This window comes from Microvirga terricola, assembly GCF_011777495.1.
Taxonomy (GTDB): domain Bacteria; phylum Pseudomonadota; class Alphaproteobacteria; order Rhizobiales; family Beijerinckiaceae; genus Microvirga; species Microvirga terricola.
Map to the genome: position 1 here is coordinate 80,210 of NZ_JAATJS010000007.1, position 23,606 is coordinate 103,815.

A 23,606-nucleotide genomic window follows, 5' to 3' on the forward strand; every position below is an offset into this window, starting at 1 on the left:
CCCTACTTCGGCGGCAGCACCAAAGCGATATCGGCGTCGCTCAACACCCGATACTCACCGGGCGCAAGATCGTCCGGCAGCGCGAGATCACCCACGCGGTCACGATGTAGCGCGGTGACGTGATTGCCGACCGCAGCGAACATGCGCCTGACCTGATGATAGCGTCCCTCGGTCAGCGTCACGTAGGCTTCAGTCGACGACAACGCCTCCATCTGCACTGGCAGAAGCGGCTTTTCTTCTCCTTCGAGAAGCAATGTTCCAGCGGCGAACACCGCCGCCTCGTCACCACGCAACGAGCGATCGAGCGTCACGTGATAGCGCTTGGTCACGTGGTTGCGCGGCGAGATGATGCGATGAAGCAGCACGCCATCATCGGTCAGAAGCAACAGGCCGGATGTTTCCTTGTCGAGCCGCCCGATGGTCGATATCGCCGGATCGCGGTGTCGCCACCTTAAAGGAAGAAGTCCATAGACCAACAGACCGGCTTCCTTGTGGGAGCAGGTCACGCCGAGGGGCTTGTGCAGCATCAGGGCAAGACCCGGCGGCGGATCGAGCGGCACGCCGTCGACCTGCATGCGTTCAGACAAATCCCGCGTCACCGCGATGCGCTGATCGGCGCTATCGAGTTCTTCGCCGTCGAGCGTCACAAGGCCCGCGCGCACCATCTGCTGAATTTCGCGCCGCGAGCCGTAGCCCAGATTGGACAGGAGGCGGTCGAGACGAAGCGTCGTCGTGCCGGGCTTACTCACCGATGAGCCTCATAGATTTTATAGCCTTCGCCCTCGGCTTTCAGCGCGACGCGTTTGAAGTGCGACTTCAACACCGCTTCATAGGGCAGATGCCGGTTGGCGACGAGCCAGCATACGCCGCTGGGACGCAAGGCTTCTGCTGCGCGGCGGATGAAACCTTGGCCGAGCGCCTGATCTTCTGCACCACCGTCGTGGAATGGCGGGTTCATCACCACGAAGTCCAGGCCCTTGAGATCAATGCCGTCCCGCACATCAGCCGAGCGCACATCGGCGCGTGGATCGTTCACATTGCGTCTTGCCGCCTCAACCGCACGCCGGTCGATATCGACGAGGGTCAGGTGCTGCACCTTTTGCGACTTAAGAATGTCGATGGCGAGAAAGCCGATGCCGCATCCAAGATCTGCCCCCCGACCGGACAAGGCCGGCAGGTGCTTGAGGAGCAGAGCGCTGCCCGGATCGACGCGGTTCCAGCTGAAAACACCCGGCTGCGACCAGAGGCCCAGCTCCTCCACCTGCCGCGGCATTCCGTCCGCCACCGCCTCGTCCACGCCATTGAGAACGGCAGCGCGTTCGCAGACGCAAATCCGGTAATGCCGCCGCGCCGTCTCGGCCACCTGGCAACCGAATCCGGCCAGCTCCTTGCCGAGCCGCGAGCCGCCCTTGTCCTTGGGCGCAAGCACGGTCAGCCTGCCGCCCTGAGCCAACGCCTTGAGAGCAAGAGCCATCGTATAGCGCCGCTCCAGCGTGCCGGGCGGGGCGAGCATCACAAGACTCGCCAGGGTGCCTTCACCGAGCGCCTCAAGGGCCTCGGAGCCAGGAATCAGAGGCGAAAACTGGATCGCATCGTTCGGGGTAGCGGCCAGTTCGGCCGGCGGGGTGCCGTAAACACCCTCCATTCTTGCTTCGTCCACTGCTGAAAAGTCCAAATCGATTCAAGCGTACCTATACCGCGCAGGGTTGAAAGGTAAGCGCCTTTTTGCACTGGCAGCGTGTCAATCTTCCGTATCCGCCAGACGATAGCCGACACCCGATTCCGTCAGGATGATCGCCGGCGAGGACGGGTCCGCCTCGATCTTTTGGCGCAGTTGCCCGACATAAACGCGAAGATACTGCGTGTCATGCTCATGCGCGGGGCCCCAGACGACGGAGAGAATCTGCTTGTGCGTGATCACCTTCCCTGCGTGACGGGTAAGGAGCGCCAAAAGGTCGAACTCCTTCGGGGTCAGCTTGACGTCCTCCCCCTCGCGCAGCACGCGACGACGCGCGACGTCGATTTCAACACCGTGCACCCGCGCCACCGGCGTTTCGCCCCTACGGTGCATGCGATGCCGCAGCGCCGCCCGCAGCCGCGCCATCAGTTCGCCGACGCCAAAAGGTTTGTTCACGAAATCGTCGGCCCCATAATCGAGCGCCTCAATCTTTTCCGCCTCCCGGTCGCGGGCGGAGAGCACGACGATCGGCACATCGGACCATTCGCGGACGCGCCGGATCACCTCCTTGCCGTCGATGTCCGGAAGGCCGAGGTCGAGCACGACGATGTCGGGCGCGTCAGTCGCGATGCGCTTCAATGCCTCGGCGCCGGTGACCGCCTTCAGCACGGCATAGTCATTCGCCATCAGGGCGGGTGTCAGGAAGCGGTGAATGGCCGTTTCGTCATCGACCACAAGAACGCGTGGCGTTTGATTCATAGTGTCTGTCCTGTGCCGAGCGGCAACCGCAGTGTTACGCGCGTGCCATGGCCATCGATGACATGGCTATCAGCCGAAATCGTTCCACCATGGGCTTCCACAATGCCTTTCGCGATGGCAAGACCGAGGCCCGCGCCCTCGCCGCCGTCGGCCATTCCCAGATCCTTGCCGCGCATGAATTTTTCGAAGATATGCGGCAACATGTCGGGCGCAACGCCCGGCCCGTCGTCGGCGACGGAGATAAGCAGGTCATCGCCGACGCGCCTCGCTTCAACGACAATTTGCGCATCAGGCCCACCGTAACGCACAGCGTTTCCGACCACGTTCGTCATGGCCTGATCCAAAAGGGTCTGGTCGGCGGGCGCGAAAGGCAAATCGTCCTCCGTTCGCACGGTGAAGCCTTGCACGGCACCGCGACGCTTGGCGAAGGCAACGATACGGTCGAGCAACTCGCGTACATCGATCCAATCGCGCCGCAATTCCAGCGCTCCTGCTTCGACGCGCGTCATGGCGAGCAGGTTGCGCACCATACCATCGAGATGTTCGGCCTCATCCTTGATTTGCGAAAGTAGATCAAGCTTCGCAGCATCCGGCAGTTTCGCACGATACTCGATCAAACTGGTCGCCGAACCGAGGATCGAGGCAAGCGGCGTGCGAAAATCATGGCTGATGGAGGCGAGAAAGGTGTTGCGCACCTTTTCCGCCTCGGTGGCGCTTTTCGCCACCACGATCTCCCGCGCGAGCTGGGAGCGTTCAAGGGCCGTGGCGGTCAACTCGGCCAGTGTCTCGAACAAGGCGCGTTCCTCCGCGTCGAGCTCCGCGCCATCCTTCCCGCCGCACGCGATACCGATGACGCCGACACGGCCGTGCGAGGCGCGTAGGGGAAAGAAGTACCACGGCACATTGGGCAGCGTTCCAGTTCCCGCGCCGGCAGGCTCGTCCCGCTCGAACGCCCAGCGGGCCGCCGTCATCGTCGCCGTTCCAAGCTGATCCTCGGGCGGCCAAGCGGCGGTGACGACGAGATCATCGCCTTGCGGGAACAGAATGACCGCCGGCAGGCCGAGGTCCCGGTGCACTTCCGCCACCGTGCTGTCCGCCACCGTCTGGGGCTCGGCAAGACTCGAAAGACGCCGAGCGAATTCGAACAGACGCCGCGTCGCGCGTGCGCGGCTCGCCGCCGCCGCCCCCTGCTCCCGCGCCCGCCCGGCGACAGCGGAGGAGAGCACGGCGACGCCGAGGAAGATGAACAAGGCCAGCAGTTCGTGTGGCCGCGCGACCGTCAACGTGTAGAAGGGAGCGATGAAGAAAAAATTGTAGCCCAGGAACGACAGAACCGACGCGAAGACTGCGGGCCAGATGCCAAACTGGACGGCAGAAAAGAACACCGCCAACAGGAAGACCATCGACACATTGGGAAGCGGAACCGCAGCAGCAATCACCCGTCCAACGAAAATCGCAAGGACGACGGCAACAGCGGACCACAGGAACGCGAGGCTCGTTTTCTTGGACAACGAGCGCCATTCTAGGCCTTGCCAGACGCTGCGACGCTCCGTTGAGACCGGCGTGACCACATGGATCGCGATGTCCTCGGCGGCGCGGATGAGCTGATGTGGGAAAGAGCGGCCCAAAAGCTCCGCCAGCCAGCTGCTTCGGGAGCGACCCACGACGATCTGCGTGACGTTCTCGAACTTAGCATAGCGCAGCAATTCATCGACGAGGTCGGTTCCGACGAGGGTCTTCACCTCATCGGCCCCGAGGCTTTCCGCAAGCTGCAGGGCTTCGGTCACGCGGTGGCGTTGTTTCTCGCTAAAGCGGGAGGACGGCCATTCGACGGTCACGGCGATGAAGGGTGCACCAATCATGTCTGCCAATCGCTTGGCATGGCGCACGACCATCGAGGAGGTCTCATCCGGCCCAACGCAGACAAGGATGCGTTCGCCCGCGGCCCACGGGCCTTCGACACCGCCGCCTTGCATGCGCTCGAGCAAATCGCTGTCGATGCGTGCGGCCGCGCGGCGCAAAGCCAGTTCACGCAAGGCAACGAGATTGTTGGGGCGGAAGAAATTGTCGACGGCCCTGGCCGCCGTGTCCTGCACATAGACCTTGCCCTCCGCCAGCCGCTTCAAGAGCTCGTCGGGCGGGAGATCGACGAGGACGATCTCGTCGGCCTTGTCGAAATTGGCATCGGGCACGGTCTCGCGCACCCGCACGCGCGTGATGCGTTGCACGACATCGTTGAGACTTTCCAGATGCTGGATGTTCAGCGTGGTCCAGACGTTGATGCCCGCATCGAGCAGCTCCTCGATATCCTGCCACCGCTTGGGATGGCGGCTTCCCGCAGCATTGGTGTGGGCGTATTCATCGACCAGAATCAGTTCGGGGCGGCACTTTAGCGCGGCGTCGAGGTCGAATTCCTGCACCATCCGCCCGCGATAGGGCACGGATGTGCGGGGCAAGATTCTCAGACCTTCGAGGAGGAGTTCCGTTTCCCTGCGGCCATGGGTTTCGGCGAGTCCGACCGCCACGTCGGTGCCCTCCTGGGCCGCCACCCGAGCCGCCTGGAGCATGGCGTAGGTCTTACCCACACCAGGGGCCGCCCCGAGAAAAATCTTGAGGCGCCCCCTGCCCTCGCGGTTGGCGAGAGCCAGAAGCGCCTCGGGCGAAGCCCGCGGTTTATCGGTCAAACCCATCGGAACGGCATCTCCATGCCCTCAAAAATAGGCGCTATGCTGCGAACCGTTAAGGCCCTATCTCGTCGAGCGCCTGATTGGCCTTGAGAACATTGACTCGGGGCTCGCCCAGGAAGCCGAAAGTGCGCCCTTCAACGAGCCGGTCGATCACATGCCTCACCGCCGCTTCGGGAACGTCGCGCGCCGCCGCGATGCGGGGAACTTGGGCAAGGGCGTAGGCCGGCGAGACATCGGGGTCGAGGCCGCTGCCCGAGGTAGTGATGGCATCTCCGGGAATCGGCTGTGGCATCTTCGCGGCCCGCCACCCCTCGGCCGAGGCGGTCAGGCGCTCCGCCAGCTTCTGCGAGGTCGGGCCAAGGTTCGAGCCGCCCGAGGCCGCCGCGTTATAGGGCGCATCGATGGCCTTCGACGGATCTTGCGGGTCAGGCGCCGTCGTTGCCGAAGGACGCGGCCAGAGATAGCGATCCGACGTGAAGTTCTGGCCGATGAGATCGGAACCCACCACACGTCCGTTGACAGTCACGAGACTGCCATTGGCTTCGGCGGGGAAAAGCGATTGGCCGATACCGGTCACAGCGAGCGGATAGGCGAGGCCCGTCACGATCGTGAACAGAACGACCAGAACCAAAGCGGGACGAAGATGAGACATGGCTTCCTCCCTCACGCCCAGCCGATTGCCGCAACGGCGAGGTCGATGACTTTGATGCCAATGAACGGCACGATGAGACCGCCGAGGCCATAGAGAAGCAGGTTGCGGCGCAAGAGAGAGGCCGCCGGCAACGGACGATAAGACACGCCACGAAGAGCAAGTGGAATCAGCGCAATGATGACGAGTGCGTTGAAGATCACCGCCGAGAGGATGGCACTTTGAGGTGTTGTGAGACCCATGACATTCAAGACCGAAAGCTGCGGGATAGCAGCGATGAACAGCGCCGGGATGATGGCGAAATACTTGGCGACATCGTTGGCGATAGAGAAAGTGGTGAGCGAGCCGCGCGTCATGAGAAGCTGCTTCCCGATGCCGACGACCTCGATGAGCTTTGTCGGGTTGGAGTCCAGATCGACCATGTTGCCGGCCTCGCGCGCCGCCTGCGTGCCCGTCTGCATGGCGACGCCGACATCGGCTTGTGCCAGGGCTGGGGCATCGTTGGTTCCGTCGCCGCACATGGCAACAAGACGCCCCTCCTTCTGTGCACCGCGAATATAGTCGAGCTTGTCCTGCGGTGTGGCTTCCGCGATGAAGTCATCGACACCCGCCTCGGATGCAATCGCCGCCGCGGTGACGGGGTTGTCGCCTGTCACCATGACTGTCCGAATTCCCATCCGGCGCAATTCGGCAAAGCGCTCCTTGATGTCGGGCTTCACCACATCCTTGAGGTGAATGACGCCGAGAAGCTTTCCGCCTTCCGCAAGGCCAAGCGGCGTGCCGCCTGAGCGGGCGATGCGGTCGACCGCAGCGTTGAAGGCGGCATCCGAGACCGATCGGCCACCGGCATCCTGAGCAAAATGCAGCACGGCATCCACGGCCCCTTTGCGCAATGAACGGTTGCCGAGATCGACACCGGACAATCGGGTCGTTGCCGAGAACTCGATGAAACGCGCGTCGGTGGGCGGGTGGTCGGGCGCACGCAAACGGTATTTCTCATGCACTAGCGCCACGATAGACCGCCCCTCAGCCGTTTCATCGGCCAGGCTCGCCAGAAGCGCCGCCTCCGCAGCCTCGCGCTCGCTGACACCCGGCACAGGCAGAATCTCGGAAGCCATGCGGTTTCCGAATGTGATCGTGCCGGTCTTGTCGAGAAGGAGCGTGTCCACGTCGCCCGCCGCTTCGACCGCGCGGCCCGACATGGCGAGCACATTGAACCGGATGAGACGATCCATCCCAGCAATGCCGATGGCCGAGAGAAGGCCGCCAATGGTCGTCGGGATGAGGGTGACGAGAAGCGCGACGAGAACCGGAATGGGGACATCGGCCCCCGAGTATCGGCCGAGGCCTGCGAGAGAAACCACCGTGATCAGGAAGATGATGGTCATTCCGGCGAGCAGGACGTTGAGCGCGATTTCGTTCGGCGTCTTCTGCCGCTCAGCACCTTCCACAAGAGCGATCATGCGATCGAGGAACGAGGAGCCGACCGCCGTCGTGATCTTCACGACAACCCAATCGGAGATAACTGTCGTGCCCCCCGTGACAGCCGAGCGGTCGCCGCCCGATTCACGGATGACAGGCGCGGACTCGCCCGTGATCGCAGCTTCGTTCACCGAGGCGATCCCTTCGATGACCTCGCCGTCGCCGGGGATAAGATCCCCCGCTTCGACAAGGACGAGATCGTCGACCTGCAGCTCGACTGCGGGGATGCGCTCGAACAATTCCTTGCGATCGGGGTCCAAAAGCCTTTTTGCGATGGTGTCGGTCCGTGCCTGACGCAGCGTATTCGCCTGTGCACGGCCCCTTCCCTCCGCGACGGCCTCTGCGAGGTTCGCAAAAAGCACGGTGAACCAAAGCCACGCCGCGATCTGGCCGGAAAAGAAAGCCGATTTTGCGGAGATGAGATCACGAACGAAGAGAACCGTCACCAGAAGCGCCACAACCTCGGTGACGAAGATGACCGGATTGCGGACCAGAACCCCGGGATTGAGCTTCTTGAAGGAGTCGACGAAAGCTTGCCGCAGGATCGCTCCATCGAACAGTGAGATGGTGGGTTGAACATGTTTGCTCATGGAACACCTGTCAGAACGTCTTGCCGGCGAGCATCAGCACCTGTTCGGCGATGGGGCCGAGGGCGAGCGCGGGAAAGTACTGGAGACCGCCGAGGATCAGGATGACCCCGGTGAGAAGACCGATGAACAGCGGCCCGTGGGTCGGGAAGGTGCCACTGGACGCCTCGACTCGCGTCTTTGCGGCAAGCGATCCGGCAATGGCGAGCATCGGCACGATGTAGGCAAAGCGCCCGAGCAGCATCGCGAAGCCGAGGGTCGTGTTGTACCACGGCGTGTTGGCGCTCAGGCCCGCGAAGGCGGAGCCGTTGTTCCCCGTTGCCGACGAATAGGCATAAAGGACTTCCGACAGCCCGTGCGGTCCAGGATTGAGGATGCCTGCGAGCCCTTCGGGAATGACGACGGCGATGGCGGAGAAGCCGAGAATGGCGGTAGGGAGGATGAGGACTGCGAGCATCGCCATCTTGACCTCCCTCGCCTCGATCTTCTTGCCGAGATATTCCGGCGTGCGCCCCACCATCAGGCCAGCGACGAAGACGGCGATGATCGCCATGATGAGAATGCCGTAGAGTCCCGATCCCACGCCGCCGGGCAGGATCTCACCGAGCTGGATGAGGAACATCGGAACGAGGCCGCCGAGGGGTGTGAAGCTCGCGTGCATCGCATTCACGGCGCCGCACGAAAGGCCCGTCGTAACCGCAGCGAACAAGGCCGACAGAGCCAACCCGAAGCGAACCTCTTTTCCTTCCATGTTGCCATCAGCAAGGTTGATACCGACGCTTTTCAGCAGAGGCGTTCCCGCAGCCTCGGCTGCGTAGGTGACGGCAACACCCGTGATAAGCAGAATGCCGATAACCGCGATAATGGCCCATGCCTGTCGGCGGTCGCCGACGAGCCGGCCGAAGACGAACACGACCGCGACGGCGATCACCAGCATTTGCCAGATCTGGATGAAGTTCGTGAGCTCGCTCGGGTTCTCGAACGGATGAGCGGCATTGGAATTAAAGAATCCGCCGCCATTCGTCCCAAGTTGTTTGATCGCGACCTGGCTGGCGACCGGTCCGAGCGCAATGGTCTGCTTGGCGCCCTCAAGCGTTGTCGCATCGACCGATGCTTGCAGCGTCTGCGGCGTACCAAGCGCGATGAGCGCAACCGCCGTAACGAAAGCGAGCGGGAGGAGGATGTAGAGGACGGAGCGGGTCATATCGACCCAGAAATTGCCGACGGTCGTCGCGCGTGAGCGGGAAAAGCCCCGCACGAGAGCCATGGCCAATGCAAGGCCTGTTGCGGCAGACAAAAAGTTCTGGACCGTGAGGCCCGCCATTTGCGAAAAATGGCTCATGGTCGTCTCGCCACCATAGGCCTGCCAGTTCGTGTTCGTTACGAACGAAACGGCCGTGTTGAAGGCGAGATCGGGGGCGACGCCTGAGAAGCCCTGCGGGTTCAGCGGCAGATAGCCTTGCAGACGCAGGATCGTGTAAAGGAGAGTAAGGCCCGCTGCGTTGAACGCCAGCATCGCCATGGCATAAGAGCGCCACCCCTGCTCACGTCCCGGCTCGACGCCGGCGAGCGCATAGACGCTCCGTTCGATCGGGTAGAGAATCGGGCTGAGAAGATTGCGCTTTCCGGCATAGACATTGGCCATGAAAGCGCCGAGCGGAATCGCCGTGAGCAGGACGACGAAGAAGAGGATGCCGATTTGCATCCAACCGTTGAGAGTCATGGGTGAACGCTCCCGTTAAAAGCGCTCAGGCTTGAGCAAAGCCATGACGAGATAAACCGCAAGGCCGGCAGCTACCAAACCGCCGAGGAGAAGATCGAGAGACATGGCAGCCTCTCTTCAAAGCCGTTCCGCGGCGACGGCATAAAGCGCCATAAGCGCAAAAAAGCCGATGCCCAGGGAAAGATAGACAATGTCAAGCATAACGACACCACATAAGTTCAGTGTCGCACGCTAACTCCGAGCGCCATCAAGGCTCGATTGGAAAATGAAGGAGGGGAAATAAGGAATATATAAAAACTGTCAGGGCGGCGCGTTGCCAGCCTTGAAAAGACATGAAGCGCCCCCGTCGCAGATCGCGGGGGCGCTCCGAGATTATTGACCCTTCTTGAGGGATGTCACGGTAATTTGACCGTTCACCCGGTCAGCCGTGAACTGAACCTTGTCGCCGACCTTGATCTCCTTGAGCATGGCCGGGTCCTGCGCACGGAAGACCATCGTCATGCCATCCATGTCGAGGTTCTTGATGGGCCCGTGCTGCAATGTGACCTTACCTTGGGCTTCGTCGATTTTCTGAACGACGCCAAGGACCAGCGGCGCGTTCTGCGCGAACACGGAGGTCGAGAGGCCGAGGGCGGCAATGGTGAAAACGAGACGCTTCATTTTTCAATCTCCCAATTAAGGTTTCGACGTTACTTGACGACGACCGTGCCTTTCATGCCGGCCTCGTAGTGACCGGGAATGAGGCACGCATATTCGAACTCTCCGGCCTTGGTGAACTGCCAGAGGATCTCTCCACCCTTGCTGACGGCGAGGCGCCGCGCGTTCGGGTCGTCGTGCTCCATGTCCGGATTCTTCTGCATCGCGATGCGATGCTTGGCGTTGTTCTCGACCGTATCGAGAACGAACTCGTGATCGGCCTTACCCGCATTCTTCAGGACGAACCTGATCTGCTCGCCGACGCGAACTTCGACCTTCTCAGGGAAATACACCATCCTGCCGTCGTCGGTTTCCTTCATGGTGATGGGGACGACACGAGCCGCTTTCTTAGGGTCTCCCGGCGTGCCGGCGGGAGCTTCCTCGCCGTGACCGTGGCCCGCAGCTCCGGGGCCGGCCATCGCGAGGCCGGTTGTGAGAAGGAGGGCCGACAGGGTTCCGAGAAGAGGGAGAGTGCGCTTCATCGTATCTATTCTCCTTACTGGATGATGATTTCAGTGATTGCTGTGGCCGTTGCCGGCGGTAGCCGAAGGACGCTTGCGAGGATCGACAGCACGGAATTCCGTCGCCTTCACACGGCTGTCGGGGGATGTCGCACGGGCGGGATCGGCGAGCGGTTCACCGGTCCATTCGTAGGCCACCGTTCCCTCGGGATGCTTGTACCAACCCGGGTCCTTGTAATCGTTGGCGGAAAGGCCGGGCCGCACTTTCACGACGGAGAACATGCCGCCCATTTCGACTGGGCCAAACTGGCCGTAACCGGTCATCATCGGCAGCGTGTTGTCCGGAAGCGGCATTTCCATTGTGCCCATTTCGCCCATGCCGGTCGAACCCATCGGCATGTAGCCCGGCGCGACTTTCTTGATCGCGGGTGCCGTGCGCTTCATGTTCACGCCGATATATGTCTTCACGCTGTGTCCCATGGCGTTCATGGTGTGGTGAGACTTGTGGCAATGAATCGCCCAATCACCGGGTGCATCCGCCACGAACTCGAAGGCCCGCATCTGTCCGACGGCGACATCGACCGAGACCTCGGGCCAGGCCGCGCCGTCGGGCACCCAGCCACCATCCGTGCCCGTGACCTTGAAGTCGTAGCCGTGCATGTGGATCGGATGGTTCGTCATGGTCAGATTGCCGAACCGAATGCGGACCTTGTCGTTCTGCCCCACGACGAAGGGATCGATGCCCGGAAAGACACGGGAGTTCCAGCACCACAGATTGAAGTCAGTCATCGTGTTGACCTTTGGCACATACGACCCGGCTTCGATATCGAAGGCGTTGAGCAGGAACACAAAGTCGCGGTCGACGCGGCGCTCCGCAGGGTTGCGCGGATGCACGACGAAAAAGCCCATCATGCCCATCGCCATCTGCACCATTTCGTCAGAATGCGGGTGGTACATGAACGTACCGCTCTTCTTCAGCGCGAATTCGTAGACGAAGGTCTTTCCCGGCGGGATATGCGGCTGCGTCAAGCCGCCGACACCGTCCATGCCGTTCGGCAGGATCTGTCCATGCCAATGCACCGCGGTGTTCTCCGGCAACCTGTTCGTGACGAAGATGCGGACCTTGTCGCCCTCGACCGCTTCAATGGTCGGTCCCGGCGACTGGCCGTTATAGCCCCAGAGATGCGCCTTCATGCCGGGAGCAAGTTCGCGCACCACCGGCTCCGCGACGAGATGGAACTCCTTCCAGCCGCCATTCATGCGCCAGGGCAGCGTCCAGCCGTTCAACGTCACGACGGGCTGATAGTCAGGCCCGCTCCTGGGGAAAAGTGGCGGCTGCATCGTCGCCTCGGTCATCGTCGGCGCCTCGGGCAGGCTCGCGGCCTGGGCGCGTCCGCTGATCATGGACGCACCGGCCAGCACCAAGCCTCCGGCACCGAGAAAACCTCTGCGAGAAAGATGATCTGTCATGGTTCGCTCCCTGGTTCTAGTGCCCGCCGGCGCTGCCGCCGGCCGCGGCTGCGACGGTTGTGCTGCCGTCGCCGTCACTCCCGCCGGCTCCTCCGCCCACGAGTGCGGCCTTCAGATCGGTTGCGGCGATCCAGAAATCGCGTCGGGCATTGATGGCGTCGAGGTTGCTGAGGATGCGTGCACGAGCATCGATGATGAGCTGGCTGACATCGGCCAGCATGCCGCTGTACTGGAGCAGCGATTCGTCCTGAATCGCCTGCCTCAAAGGCAGAACGCGGCTTTGATAGTGCTGAGCGAGATCATAGTGGCCGCGATAGCGCAGATAGGCCTCGCGCGCCTCCGAGCGGACGTTGACCGCGCGTTCGGCCACACGGTTTGCGGCCGCCATATAGGTTTCCTCTGCGTTCCGAACGCCGATTTCGCCGAAATCGTAGATCGGAATCTGGAAGGCGATTTCCAATCCACGCCGATTGAGTTTCTCACGCTCCACCTTGCCTTCCGCCGCATCGATGAACGTCTTGCGGTCGTACTTCTGCAGGCCCGCAAGCTCGATGTCGGAAATGAACCGGGTCGCACCAGTCAGGCCATATTGCCCCGCCACCGCATTCAGATCGGCACGTAGCGCTCGCAGATCGACACGCGTTTCAAGCGCCCGTCGTTCGATATCCTTCGCGCTGACAAGGCTCGCCGGCAGGGACGGTAGCGCGTTCGGCAGACGGAAATCGATCTCGCGGCCCCACACACCGAGTTGGCGGGTCAGGCGCTCACGTGCGACTTTCTGTTCGATCCGGGCGCGAGCGAGCTGGGCTCCCAATTCCACATAGAAGGCATGTTCGCGAGCCTGCTCAAGTTTGTTGAGCGCACCCGATTCGCCAAGCTGCTGGGCGAGTTGAGACATCGCCTCCGCCGACGCAAGGGCCTGTTCGAGGAAGGCGACCTGCTGATTGGCCGCAATGGTGCGATAGTACTGACGGCGCGTCTCAGCCGCGAGCCTCAGGACCGCCTCCGCCGTCCGGAACTGCGCAGCGCGGAAGCGCTGTTCGGCAATCGCCGCGCGACCCGGAAGCGTCGCAAGCTCGAAGAGTCCGATCAGAATCTGCCGCTCGACCTCAAGCTCGAGGCCGCCGGCGAGACGTGACAGAGCGAAAGTCGGCCGCGGCGGCAAAGTCGCTTCCACATACACAGCCTCCGAGACCCCAAGGTCGTTGAAGGCGGCTTGCAGACCCCGGTTCTGCAGCAGCGCGATCTGCACGGCGCTGTCGGGGGTGAGGGGCTTCTTCAGCAGCGCCTCCGCGCGCGCCTGCGCTGCGGCAGCGTCAACTTCTGTCGTTGTTTTCACAACGCCCTTGCCGAGCTCCTGCTGGGTAATGCCGCGTGCAAGCGACAGGCCGTTATCCGGCGAGAAGGTGGCGCACCCTGCAAGCGCCAGTGGCAGGAATGCGGCCCCCGCAAGCAGGAAGCGGCGATGCGCCATGGGAGAGGTGCCCCCACGATTGTTGAGAGAATACGTAGACATTGGGTTTCTTTATTCGGTTGGCTTGGGGGCGACTTGCCGGTTGATCTCATGCCAGTCTTTCGGGCCAGTGACCTCGAATGGCACCACGCCTGCGGTCACGCGTGGCGTCACAATACTGCGCGTGCCGATGGTGGGATCGGCAGGAGATGCGAGATGTTGCGGCGCGGTCGGCAGGCAAGCGCCGAGGATAGCTGCCAGCCCGGCCGCCATTATTGTTTTCATCATTGAATTTTGCCTTTGGCGCTATGCGCCGCACAAAGGGCAGCAAGTGGCCATGTCGTTCCGTTTCCGGGCGAAAAGCCTACTCGAAGCCGATATGCGGAAGTGTCGCGCCGATTGAGCGAAGGTCTGGCCGGGCCTGTTGAGAAGGCGCGCCGGTTCGTGCGGGCTCACGCGCCCGCGCCTGGATCAAGCCGTTCGGGGAGGACGTTCGTGCCGCGCCGAGAGATGACTCTCGACCTGCTCATCGCTCAGGATCGCGCGCAGGCGGGCAAAGGGTGTCAATCTGCCGACCACGACCGCCATTGTCGTCGTAATGGCGTGGCAGATCATGTCGCAGCAAGTGGCCGGGGCCGCATGGTGCGGTGTGTGGCGCGAGGGGGATCCCACGTCCCTGGTGACAGAAGCCTCACCCTGACCGTCTCGATCATACGAGGCATGGTCATGATGATGCGCCGCGGCGGCAACAGTCTCTTTCTGAAGTGACATCGCGACAGCCGCGCTCACGCCACGGACGGGAAAGACCGCCATGGTCAAGGCCAGCAAGATCGCAATCATCGTGCCGAAGCGCCGCACGGATCATCCTCTCCGGATCGCACGCCCCGGCTTTGGTCGGAGCATGCGGGGATTCCATCACTTTGCCCTCGGATGAGGCTTACAACGGTAGCAAGGTCAAGGTACCTATAGCGGTTCGTCGGGAACCGAAGACCATCCAGAACGGTTACGGTTCATGGCCAGCGTTATGACCTCGGTGCTGGAGCAGCCCATGGCACGGCAAAGGTTTCTCGCCATCGTCTCAAGCGTCACTCTTTTTCTCAGCGCGCCCCAGGCGATGGCCCACAGTTGGTATCCTATCGAATGCTGTAGCGACCGCGATTGCCGGGAACTGGCCGAGGACCAGGGGGAGACGGTCGACGAAACTCCCAACGGCTGGCAGCTTTGGGACGGCCGAATCATCGCGCGTGGAATTGCCAAGCCGTCACCGGACAAAAAATTTCACCTCTGCGAAACGGCGAACAAGACCATCATCTGCTTCTTCGTGCCGCCGGGAGCGTCGTGAAAGGTTGCTCAGATCGTGATCTGGGTTCCGACCTCCACCGCACGGCCGGTCGGTATGCCGAAATGCTCGGACGCATCGCTGGCGCGGCGCGACAGCCAGATGAACAGCTGATCCTGCCAGCGCGGCATTTCCGACTTCAGCGACGGCCTGAGAGCCCGGCGCGACAGGAAGAACGACGTCTTCATCACATCGAACTGGAAACCTTGCTTGCGGCACGCTGGCAGCGCTCGCGGAACATTCGGCACTTCCATGAACCCGAACCGCAAGGTGATCCGCAGGAAATCATCGGACAACCGTGCGACCTCGGTGCGCCTGCTCCTGTTCACGCGAGGCGTGTCCTCGGTCACAACACTCAGGATGACGTTTTTCTGATGAAGCACCTTGTTGTGCTTGAGATTGTGCAGCAAGGCACTGGGCGTATGACTCGGATCGGATGTGAGGAAGACGGCGGTGCCTTGCACACGCTCGACGGGGCGCGCCTCGATCATCCGAATGAAGTCCGTCGTTGGGACCTCTTCGCGCTTGGCTCTTTCCGCCAGCAGCCTCACCCCACGCCGCCAGGTGAGCATGACGGTCATGAGCACGCCGCCGACAGCAAGCGGAATCCAGCCGCCCTGAACGATCTTGAGGCCGTTTGCCAAAAGGAAGATGCTGTCGATGAGAAGAAACGGCACGATCAGGAGCGAGGCCATCACGGGCGACCAGCCCCAGACCCGCCAGATCACGAGGAAGGCGAGGATGGTGGTGATGACCATCGTCCCGGTCACCGCGATGCCATAGGCTGATGCCAGTCCGCTCGATGTTTTGAAAACGACGACGAGCATGAGAACGGCCAGAAGCAGGAGAAAGTTGATCCGCGGAATGTAGATCTGCCCCTTCTCGGTCTCCGACGTCCGCAGCACCGTCATGCGCGGTAGAAGGCCAAGCTGGATCGCCTGCTGTGTCAATGAGTACGCTCCCGTAATCACCGCCTGGCTGGCGATGACGGTTGCAATCGTTCCGAGGACGACCATCGGCAGGAGAGCCCAGTCGGGGTAGAGGAGGAAGAACGGGTTCTCCAACTTCTGTGGCTCCGCGAGAAGCAGGTCTCCCTGCCCGAGATAGTTCAGGGCGAGCGACGGCAGCACAAGCGCCACCCATGCCACCTGAATTGGCCTGCGTCCGAAATGGCCCATATCCGCATAAAGTGCTTCTGCGCCTGTGACAGCAAGAAACACGGCGCCTAGTGCGATTAATCCGGCCGAGCCGTGACTTTCCAGAAAGCGGAATCCGTGAATCGGGTTGATGGCAGCGAGAATGGTCGGATCCTGAACCACGCGCAGCAGGCCGCCCAGGGCGAGCACGACGAACCAGCCGACCATGATCGGCCCGAACCAGGATGCGACACGCGCCGTGCCTTTGCTTTGCACGAGAAAGAGCGCAACCAAAATCCCGATGCTCAGCGGAAGAATGTAAGGTTTCAGCGCCGGCGTGATGAGATCGAGGCCTTCGACGGCAGAAAGAACGGAAATCGCCGGTGTAATGATAGCGTCGCCATAAAAGAGTGCAGCGCCCGCAACGCCTAAAACCGGCACCAGTAAGACGCTGTGTCCGAGTGCGCTTTGCGCCAGCGCCATGAGAGAGAGAATGCCACCCTCGCCGTGATTGTCGGCGCGCATGATCAACAGCACATATTTCGCCGTGACGATCACGATCAGCGCCCATAGGATCAGCGACACGACGCCGTAAACCATCTCGGACGTTGGCGCGCCGCCCGCTGCCGCCGCGGACAAGGCTTCTCTCAAAGCGTAAAGGGGACTTGTCCCGATATCCCCATAGACGACGCCGACGGAGCCGAGGGCCAACGTACCGAAGCGGGTTGGAAGGTGGGTTCGATCCTCCTCGCCCGGCTCTCCGGCTACGCCAATCACAACATCCTTGGCCATGACCCGTCTCGTGGATCGGAATTCAGCTTAAGGGAGCTGAGATAGTGCGGCGTTGATCTTCCGCAATTCGCCAAGAACCGCGCACCCCTAGACTGCCGCTTTGGCCGAGCGGACGCGCTTCGGCACGATGAATTTCCCGACCGGGCCGCAAATCCATAGTCAAAGGAGATTGTCCATGAAACGCTGGATTGTTGGAACTTTGCTTGCTGGCACGCTTCTCGCGATGGGCGGAGCGGCGAGCGCGCAGCAGCGGGGCATGACGCGCCCAGACGGCATGGGTCCGATGGGGCGGCCTTCGCCGGAGGACATGGATGCGTTCCGCGATGCGCGCATTGCCGCTCTTCACGCTGGTCTGAAGCTCACTCCGGATCAGGAAAAGCTCTGGCCGCCGGTGGAGGACGCCATTCGCAATCTGGCAAAAGTCCACCGCGAGCACATGAAATTGATGATGGAGGGTGGCATTGCCGATGAGGACGCGCCGCGCCGGATCAAGGCCCTGGCAGACAGGCTTTCTCAGAGCGCAGATGCTTTGAGAAAGCTCGCCGATGCAGCCACCCCGCTCTATGCCACCTTCGATGACGCCCAGAAGCGACGTCTGCGCGTCCTCGTGCACGGAATGGGTATGGGAATGGCCATGCAATTCAAGATGATGCACCCCGGCCATGGGATGATGCCCGGCATGCATGAGGAGGAGGAAGAGGAGGATAACTGACCGAGAGCCCCTGGAGGGAGAGAGTGGCCATGCTATGACGATGGCAGATTGGCCACGCTCGCCCCAGGGACGGCTCATATATGGCACTATCCGACGATTTCGACCCGGAGGATCTTAGCCCGGTTGTGCCTCCCACCAAGCCCCGCCTTCTGAAAATTCTCGGCCCCGGATTGATCACCGGCGCGTCTGACGACGACCCCAGCGGCATTGCGACCTACAGCCAGGCCGGCGCCCAATTTGGCTATGCTCTCAGTTGGACGATGCTGTTCAGCTATCCCCTGATGAGCGCCGCCCAGATGATTAGCGCTCGCATCGGGCGCACCACGGGTCACGGCCTTGCCGGAATCCTGAGGCTCCACTATCCGAACTGGCTGCTACAGGCGGTCGTGGTGCTCCTGCTCGTGGCAAACACGATCAACCTCGGCGCAGATCTGGGCGCAATGGCGGCCGCGCTCAATCTGCTCCTGCCCGGACCACGCCCACTCTACATTATTCTCTTCGCGGGAATCTGCATCTACATGCAGGTCTTCCTGCAATACACGCGCTATGTTGCCGTGTTGAAGTGGCTCACGCTCGCGCTATTCGCCTATTTCGCGGCTCTTATCGCGACCGAAGTCGATTGGGGCAAGCTCGCTTCCCATCTCGTCATCCCTCAGGTGCATTGGTCAACAGACTATTTGACCGCCATCGTCGCGGTTCTTGGCACCACGATCAGCCCCTACCTGTTCTTTTGGCAATCCGCCGAGGAGGTCGAGGATATCCACGCATATCCCCGCCGCGTGAATCTCCTTGATGCGCCGGAGCAAGGCAAACGCGCCCTCCATCGAATCGAAATCGACACGATGGTCGGGATGGCTCTCTCGAATCTTGTCGCGCTCGCAATCATCATCACCTCCGCCGCGAATCTCAATTTTTATGGCATCACCGACATCGCGACCTCCGCGCAGGCAGCCGAAGCGTTGCGGCCGGTCGCGGGACCCTTCGCCTTCTGGGTCTTCACCATCGGAATCGTGGGGACGGGACTTCTTGCGGTGCCTGTCCTCGCGGGCTCGGCCGCCTACGCCATAGGTGAGGCGCGCCGTTGGCCAATTGGCTTCTCACGCAGGTGGCAGGAGGCGAAGGCCTTCTATGGCACGATTGCTCTCGCAACGATTGTTGGCATGATCATCAACTTTACGGCCATTAATCCTATCAAAGCTCTCTACTGGAGCGCCGTTCTCAACGGCGTGATCGCTGTCCCCGTCATGGTAACGATGATGCTGATGTCGGTCCGCCGCGACATCATGGGCCCTTTCGCCGTCCGGGGCAGGCTCCTCGCGCTTGGATGGGCTTCCACCATCATAATGGGCGTTGCCGTCGTCGGAATGCTAGCCACGGCAATTTGATCGTACCAAACGCAACCTTCGCCGCGAAATCCTCTTGACGCGACGCCGCGAGAGGAGCATTTGCCCGGTTATCCGCACAGCTTCGCCTACCGGCGGGACCGCGCGGCCCATAGGAACCCAAAACCCAATGCCAAGCGACAGTCACAGTCGATTGCCCGTGCCGTCACGGCTCATCGTGGACGCCTGATCGTTTGATCGGCTCGCCACGATCTGCCGTTCACGGCGATCGAAAAGGTGAGCCATGCAAGACAAAATCCCCGCAGAGGTTATTCTCGACCCTGTCGTGAACGCCGCCGGCCTGGCGCACGAGCACGTCGCCGACATCGCCGAGGCGCTCAATGGAATGCCGACCGAGGCGGCGGCTGAAATCCTTCTCGGCTTGCCGACTGAACAGGCTATCGAAGTTCTCGACCAGCCGGATCTCGAATCTGCCGACGAGTTGATCGCCGCCCTGCCGGACGACCGCGCGACCGCGCTGCTCATGGGCATGTCCGCCGACCGCGTGGCGGGTGTCTTCCGGCAGATGGAAGAGCCGCGCCGTTCTACGCTGCTCGAGCGCCTCGACCCTGAAACGAAGCAAGCCGTCAAACGCCTTCTGACCTATCCGCCTGGTACGGCCGGCAGCATCATGACGACGGAATTCGTCAGCGCGCCGAAGACATGGACGGTGGAGCAGACGTTGGATCATATCCGCCGCGTCGAGCGCACGCGCGAAACGGTCTATGCCATCTACATTCTCGATCCGCGCACCCAAAAGCTCGTTCAGACCGTGTCCCTGCGCCGCCTGATCGCGGGAGAGCCTCATGCGCCGGTGCTCTCCGTAGCGACGCCCCGGCGGCCCGTGACCGTTTCTCCCCTTGCCGATCAGGAAGATGTCGCGCGGCTCATCTCCAAATACGATCTGCTCGCCGTCCCGGTCGTCGAGCGCGGCCGCGTCATCGGCATCGTCACGGTGGATGACATCATCGACGCCATCGTCGAGGAAAGCACGGAGGACGTACAGAAATTCGGCGGCATGGAAGCGCTGACCGAGCCTTATATGCAAATCGGTTTCGTCGAGATGATCAGGAAACGTGCGGGCTGGCTCTGCGCGCTGTTTCTGAGTGAGATGCTCACGGCTAGCGCGATGCAGCATTTCGAGAGCGAACTGGAAAGAGCCATCGTTCTCACGTTGTTCATCCCGCTTATCATGAGCTCTGGCGGTAACTCGGGCTCGCAGGCCACGTCGCTCATCATCCGTGCGCTTGCCTTGCAGGAGGTACGGCTGCGGGAATGGTGGCGTGTTGTCCTTCGTGAACTGCCGACCGGCGTCACGCTTGGGGCCATCCTCGGCACCATTGGCGCGACGCGGATCGCTTTGTGGCAATGGTTCGGGTTCTATGATTATGGCGAACACTGGATGCTCATTGCGCTCACGGTCGCGGCAACGCTCGTCGGCATCGTCACATTCGGGTCGCTCGCCGGCTCGATGCTTCCCTTTATCCTTCAACGGATCGGTTATGACCCCGCCAGCGCATCGGCCCCGTTCGTCGCGACCTTGGTCGATGTCACAGGCTTGGTCATCTACTTCTCCGTCGCCCTCGCGATCCTGAGCGGAACTCTTCTCTAGGTGCTCGCCGGAGAGAGCCTCAGCACTCTATCCCCGCGGCATCTATGCGGCTTGTCTCTGCCGCTTTCGCGAGAATCTCATCAACAAAAATCTCGATGAATGCCTCTGCCGTCCGCGACAGTGGCATGCCCGGCAACGTGATGAGTCCGTAATCGGAAGCGTGCGCCGGACGGAACGGCCGAAGGGCAATGGGGAGAGAACGAAAAAAGCTTGCGATCAAGCCCGGTACGATGGCGATGCCGAGGCCACTCGCCGCGCAAGCACAAGCCGCTTCGACCGAGTGGACCTCCACTCGGCAGCGATGCGGAACACGTGATGCACGCAATTCATCCTCAAGTTCGTTTCTCGCATTCCTCTGCCGCCCGAGAAGAATGAGATCTGTGCTTGAGAGGTCCTTGAGTTCGATGACCTCTTTTTCCGCGAGCGGGTGATCCTTCGCCATCACGCAAGTCGTGCCGCCGCGAAGCAGCGGATGAATGTCGAATCCCTGGTCCTCGGTCGGTAGGCGCACGAAGCCGAGATCCGCGCTGCGGGATTGCACCATCTGCTCGATGGCGCCGTAAGGCCCCGGCAGAACCTCCACGACCACGCGGGGGCGATCCTCGAAGAAGCGCGTGAGCACGCCGGGGAGCACCGTTGTCGTCATGCTATGAGGAAAGGCGACCCGTAACAACGTGTCGCTGCCGGCTCCCGCCTTGAGATCGGCGGCCTTGCGCTTCACCCGCGCTAGAACCTCCGTCAGCTCCTCCACTTCGGGAACGAGAGCGCGGGCTTCGGGCCGAGGAATCAGGCGCCCCTTGTCTCGAATGAACAACTCGAAGCCGATATCGGCCTCCAGCGCCGTGAGGTGCCGGCTGATGGCCGATTGCGAGATCTTCAGGATCGCAGACGCCCCGACGGTCGACCCGACCGCCATGACGGCCTTCAAGACTTCAAGTTGCTTCAGGTTCATGCAGCGTTCCGTCCCCGTGACCTCTCAGCCGGTTTCTAAAATGTCATCACCCTACCCGCTCTGATCATATTATTGCGCGAATTTCAAAGCGATGCGTAACCTGAGGCCAAAGAGGGGAGAATTGCCGTCAATGATACGCCATGACCAGGGAGATGGCCTGTGACAGTCTTCGTCATCCGCCGTTTGTCCCAAAGCCTTTTGATCCTCTTCATCACCTCCATCATCGTCTTTGCCGGCGTCTATGCCATCGGCAACCCCATCGACATTCTCATCGCCCCTGACGCCACACTGGCGGAGCGGGAGCAGGCCATTCGCTCCCTCGGCCTCGACCGCTCGCTTCTGGAACAATATAGCACCTTCCTCTGGAATGCCTTGCACGGCGATCTCGGCCGGTCCTTCGTGTTCAACCAGCCGTCCATCGATCTCATCCTGAACCGGATGCCGGCGACGCTGGAGCTGGCCTTCGTCGCGCTCGCGCTCTCCCTCCTCATCGGCATTCCCCTTGGTCTCTGGGCGGGACTGCGGCCCAATTCCGCGCTCGACGAGACGGTCATGACCGGCTCGATCCTCGGCTTCAGTCTGCCAAACTTCTGGCAAGGCATGATGCTGATCATGATCTTCTCGGTCTGGCTTGGTTGGCTGCCCTCCACAGGCCGCGGCGAACTTGGCACGATTTTCGGCATCCGCACCAGTCTCGCCACCTGGTCCGGTCTGTCGCACTTGATCCTTCCGGCGATCAATCTTGCTCTTTTCAAGATCTCGCTCGTCATCCGCCTCACCCGCAGCGGCGTGCGCGAAACCATGCCGCTCGACTTCGTGAAATTCGCGCGTGCCAAGGGCCTTTCCGAACGGCGCATCGTCTCGGTTCACGTGCTCAAGAACATCATGATTCCCATTGTCACTGTCGTCGGTGTGGAATTCGGTGGGCTCATCGCCTTCGCGGTGGTCACCGAGACGATTTTTGCATGGCCCGGCATGGGCAAGCTTTTGATCGACGCGATCATGCGGCTCGACCGCCCGGTCGTGGTTGCCTACCTCCTCGTCGTCGTGACCTTGTTCATCGTGATCAATTTCATCGTCGACATTCTCTATTCCCTCCTCGATCCCCGCATTCGCATCGGGAGCGCCTCATGATCGCCCTGACGCTTCGCTCGCTCGGAGAGGACAGCCTCGTCGTCCGCGCCCTCAACGGCATTCTGAAAAGCCCGAAGGCGACGATTGCCGGCATCGTCTGCATTCTCCTCCTCATTCTTGCCGCCATCGGCCCGTGGCTTGCGCCGCAGAACCCTTACGACTTGATGCAGATCAGCATCATGGACGCCAAGCTGCCGCCCGGCTCCGAGAGCATGACCGGCAGCATCTACTGGCTCGGCACCGACGGACAGGGTCGTGACATGCTCTCGGCCATGCTCTACGGGCTTCGTACGAGCCTTGCAGTGGGCCTCGTCAGCGGTGTCGTCGCGCTCGGCATCGGGACGTCGCTTGGCCTCATTGCCGCCTATTTCGGCGGACGCGTCGACACGCTCATCATGCGCCTCGTTGACCTGATGCTCGGCTTTCCGACTATTCTCGTTGCGTTGATGCTGCTCGCGCTCATCGGGCAAGGCGTCGGCAAGGTGATGGTGGCGCTCGTTCTCGTGCAATGGGCGCTCTTCGCCCGCGCCGTGCGCGGCGCGGCGCTGGTCGAAAAGAGCAAGGAATATGTCGAGGCCGCGACCTGCCTTGACCTGAGCAAGGCGCGCATCCTCTTCGGCCATCTTCTGCCCAATTGTCTGCCGCCTCTCATCGTCATCGCAACACTGCAGGTGGCGAATGCCATCTCGGCAGAAGCGACTTTGAGCTTCCTCGGCATCGGACTGCCGATCACCGAGCCTTCGCTCGGGCTTCTCATCTCCAACGGCTACAGCGTGCTGATGTCCGGGCAGTATTGGATCAGCGTCTATCCCGGCCTGCTTCTGGTCGCCGTCGTGTTCAGCATCAACATCGTGGGCGATCGCCTGCGCGAAGTGCTGAACCCCAGGCTCCAGCATTGAGGG

22 protein-coding genes are annotated in these 23,606 nt (G+C 61.7%); 6 read left to right on the forward strand and 16 right to left on the reverse strand.

What is annotated here, in order from left to right; translation table 11 throughout:
• Window positions 1-2: 2 nt before the first annotated feature.
• From HB375_RS16770 to HB375_RS16835, 14 genes are all read right to left on the reverse strand, one after another.
• Entirely contained in the window at window positions 3-749 is a 747-nt protein-coding gene (locus HB375_RS16770) for a pseudouridine synthase (protein WP_167674161.1), read from the reverse strand.
• Window positions 746-1,645: a class I SAM-dependent methyltransferase gene (locus HB375_RS16775; RefSeq protein WP_167674162.1), complete on the reverse strand. Its 900-nt coding sequence runs from the start codon at window positions 1,643-1,645 to the stop codon at window positions 746-748. The genes HB375_RS16770 and HB375_RS16775 overlap by 4 nt, the downstream gene beginning before the upstream one ends.
• 96 nt (window positions 1,646-1,741) lie before the next feature.
• Window positions 1,742-2,437: a response regulator gene (locus HB375_RS16780; RefSeq protein ID WP_167674163.1), complete on the reverse strand. Its 696-nt coding sequence runs from the start codon at window positions 2,435-2,437 to the stop codon at window positions 1,742-1,744.
• Complete coding sequence (locus tag HB375_RS16785) at window positions 2,434-5,127, reverse strand: sensor histidine kinase (protein WP_167674164.1); 2,694 nt, start codon at window positions 5,125-5,127, stop codon at window positions 2,434-2,436. The genes HB375_RS16780 and HB375_RS16785 overlap by 4 nt, the downstream gene beginning before the upstream one ends.
• Window positions 5,128-5,176: 49 nt before the next feature.
• Window positions 5,177-5,776 (reverse strand): potassium-transporting ATPase subunit KdpC, encoded by a 600-nt coding sequence (gene kdpC / locus HB375_RS16790; RefSeq protein WP_167674165.1) that lies wholly within the window; start codon window positions 5,774-5,776, stop codon window positions 5,177-5,179.
• An 11-nt stretch (window positions 5,777-5,787) separates the two neighbouring features.
• Window positions 5,788-7,845: a potassium-transporting ATPase subunit KdpB gene (kdpB, locus tag HB375_RS16795; protein WP_167674166.1), complete on the reverse strand. Its 2,058-nt coding sequence runs from the start codon at window positions 7,843-7,845 to the stop codon at window positions 5,788-5,790.
• A gap of 10 nt (window positions 7,846-7,855) precedes the next feature.
• Window positions 7,856-9,565 carry a potassium-transporting ATPase subunit KdpA gene (kdpA, locus tag HB375_RS16800; RefSeq protein ID WP_167674167.1) on the reverse strand — a complete coding sequence of 570 codons (1,710 nt, stop codon included), beginning with the start codon at window positions 9,563-9,565 and terminating at the stop codon, window positions 7,856-7,858.
• A gap of 15 nt (window positions 9,566-9,580) precedes the next feature.
• Window positions 9,581-9,670 carry a K(+)-transporting ATPase subunit F gene (gene kdpF, locus HB375_RS16805; protein ID WP_167674168.1) on the reverse strand — a complete coding sequence of 30 codons (90 nt, stop codon included), beginning with the start codon at window positions 9,668-9,670 and terminating at the stop codon, window positions 9,581-9,583.
• Window positions 9,671-9,937: 267 nt separating this feature from the next.
• Complete coding sequence (locus HB375_RS16810) at window positions 9,938-10,225, reverse strand: copper-binding protein (protein WP_167674169.1); 288 nt, start codon at window positions 10,223-10,225, stop codon at window positions 9,938-9,940.
• A gap of 29 nt (window positions 10,226-10,254) precedes the next feature.
• Window positions 10,255-10,743 carry a cupredoxin domain-containing protein gene (locus HB375_RS16815; protein ID WP_167674170.1) on the reverse strand — a complete coding sequence of 163 codons (489 nt, stop codon included), beginning with the start codon at window positions 10,741-10,743 and terminating at the stop codon, window positions 10,255-10,257.
• Window positions 10,744-10,773: 30 nt separating this feature from the next.
• Window positions 10,774-12,192 carry a multicopper oxidase family protein gene (locus HB375_RS16820; protein ID WP_167674171.1) on the reverse strand — a complete coding sequence of 473 codons (1,419 nt, stop codon included), beginning with the start codon at window positions 12,190-12,192 and terminating at the stop codon, window positions 10,774-10,776.
• 16 nt (window positions 12,193-12,208) lie between these two features.
• Entirely contained in the window at window positions 12,209-13,708 is a 1,500-nt protein-coding gene (locus HB375_RS16825) for a TolC family protein (protein WP_343232434.1), read from the reverse strand.
• A 9-nt stretch (window positions 13,709-13,717) separates the two neighbouring features.
• Window positions 13,718-13,933: a hypothetical protein gene (locus tag HB375_RS16830; RefSeq protein WP_167674172.1), complete on the reverse strand. Its 216-nt coding sequence runs from the start codon at window positions 13,931-13,933 to the stop codon at window positions 13,718-13,720.
• 183 nt (window positions 13,934-14,116) lie between these two features.
• A complete protein-coding gene (locus tag HB375_RS16835; protein WP_167674173.1) occupies window positions 14,117-14,503 on the reverse strand; it encodes a hypothetical protein in 387 nt (128 codons plus the stop codon).
• A gap of 166 nt (window positions 14,504-14,669) precedes the next feature.
• Between HB375_RS16835 and HB375_RS16840 the strand changes: the two genes are divergently transcribed.
• Window positions 14,670-14,987 carry a hypothetical protein gene (locus HB375_RS16840; RefSeq protein WP_167674174.1) on the forward strand — a complete coding sequence of 106 codons (318 nt, stop codon included), beginning with the start codon at window positions 14,670-14,672 and terminating at the stop codon, window positions 14,985-14,987.
• An 8-nt stretch (window positions 14,988-14,995) separates the two neighbouring features.
• On the opposite strand, the gene HB375_RS16845 is transcribed toward HB375_RS16840, so the two are convergent.
• On the reverse strand, window positions 14,996-16,912 hold the full coding sequence (locus HB375_RS16845) for a KUP/HAK/KT family potassium transporter (RefSeq protein ID WP_167674175.1): 1,917 nt from the start codon (window positions 16,910-16,912) through the stop codon (window positions 14,996-14,998).
• A 175-nt stretch (window positions 16,913-17,087) separates the two neighbouring features.
• On the opposite strand from HB375_RS16845, the gene HB375_RS16850 reads away from it, so the two are divergent.
• The 3 genes from HB375_RS16850 to mgtE all read left to right on the forward strand — a co-directional run bounded on the left by HB375_RS16850 (window position 17,088) and on the right by mgtE (window position 20,618).
• Window positions 17,088-17,624, forward strand: coding sequence for a Spy/CpxP family protein refolding chaperone (locus HB375_RS16850; RefSeq protein WP_167674176.1), 537 nt, complete (start codon window positions 17,088-17,090; stop codon window positions 17,622-17,624).
• Between the two features lie 80 nt (window positions 17,625-17,704).
• Complete coding sequence (locus HB375_RS16855; RefSeq protein ID WP_167674177.1) at window positions 17,705-19,009, forward strand: NRAMP family divalent metal transporter; 1,305 nt, start codon at window positions 17,705-17,707, stop codon at window positions 19,007-19,009.
• A 241-nt stretch (window positions 19,010-19,250) separates the two neighbouring features.
• Window positions 19,251-20,618, forward strand: coding sequence for a magnesium transporter (gene mgtE, locus HB375_RS16860; RefSeq protein ID WP_167674178.1), 1,368 nt, complete (start codon window positions 19,251-19,253; stop codon window positions 20,616-20,618).
• A 19-nt stretch (window positions 20,619-20,637) separates the two neighbouring features.
• Here mgtE and HB375_RS16865 read toward each other — a convergent pair whose 3' ends face one another.
• A complete protein-coding gene (locus HB375_RS16865; RefSeq protein WP_167674179.1) occupies window positions 20,638-21,570 on the reverse strand; it encodes a LysR family transcriptional regulator in 933 nt (310 codons plus the stop codon).
• A 159-nt stretch (window positions 21,571-21,729) separates the two neighbouring features.
• Here HB375_RS16865 and HB375_RS16870 point away from each other — a divergent pair, with 159 nt between their 5' ends.
• Together HB375_RS16870 and HB375_RS16875 are read left to right on the forward strand one after the other, a co-directional pair.
• Window positions 21,730-22,704 carry an ABC transporter permease subunit gene (locus HB375_RS16870; RefSeq protein ID WP_167674180.1) on the forward strand — a complete coding sequence of 325 codons (975 nt, stop codon included), beginning with the start codon at window positions 21,730-21,732 and terminating at the stop codon, window positions 22,702-22,704.
• Window positions 22,701-23,603, forward strand: coding sequence for an ABC transporter permease (locus tag HB375_RS16875; protein ID WP_167674181.1), 903 nt, complete (start codon window positions 22,701-22,703; stop codon window positions 23,601-23,603). The genes HB375_RS16870 and HB375_RS16875 overlap by 4 nt, the downstream gene beginning before the upstream one ends.
• Window positions 23,604-23,606: the final 3 nt, after the last annotated feature.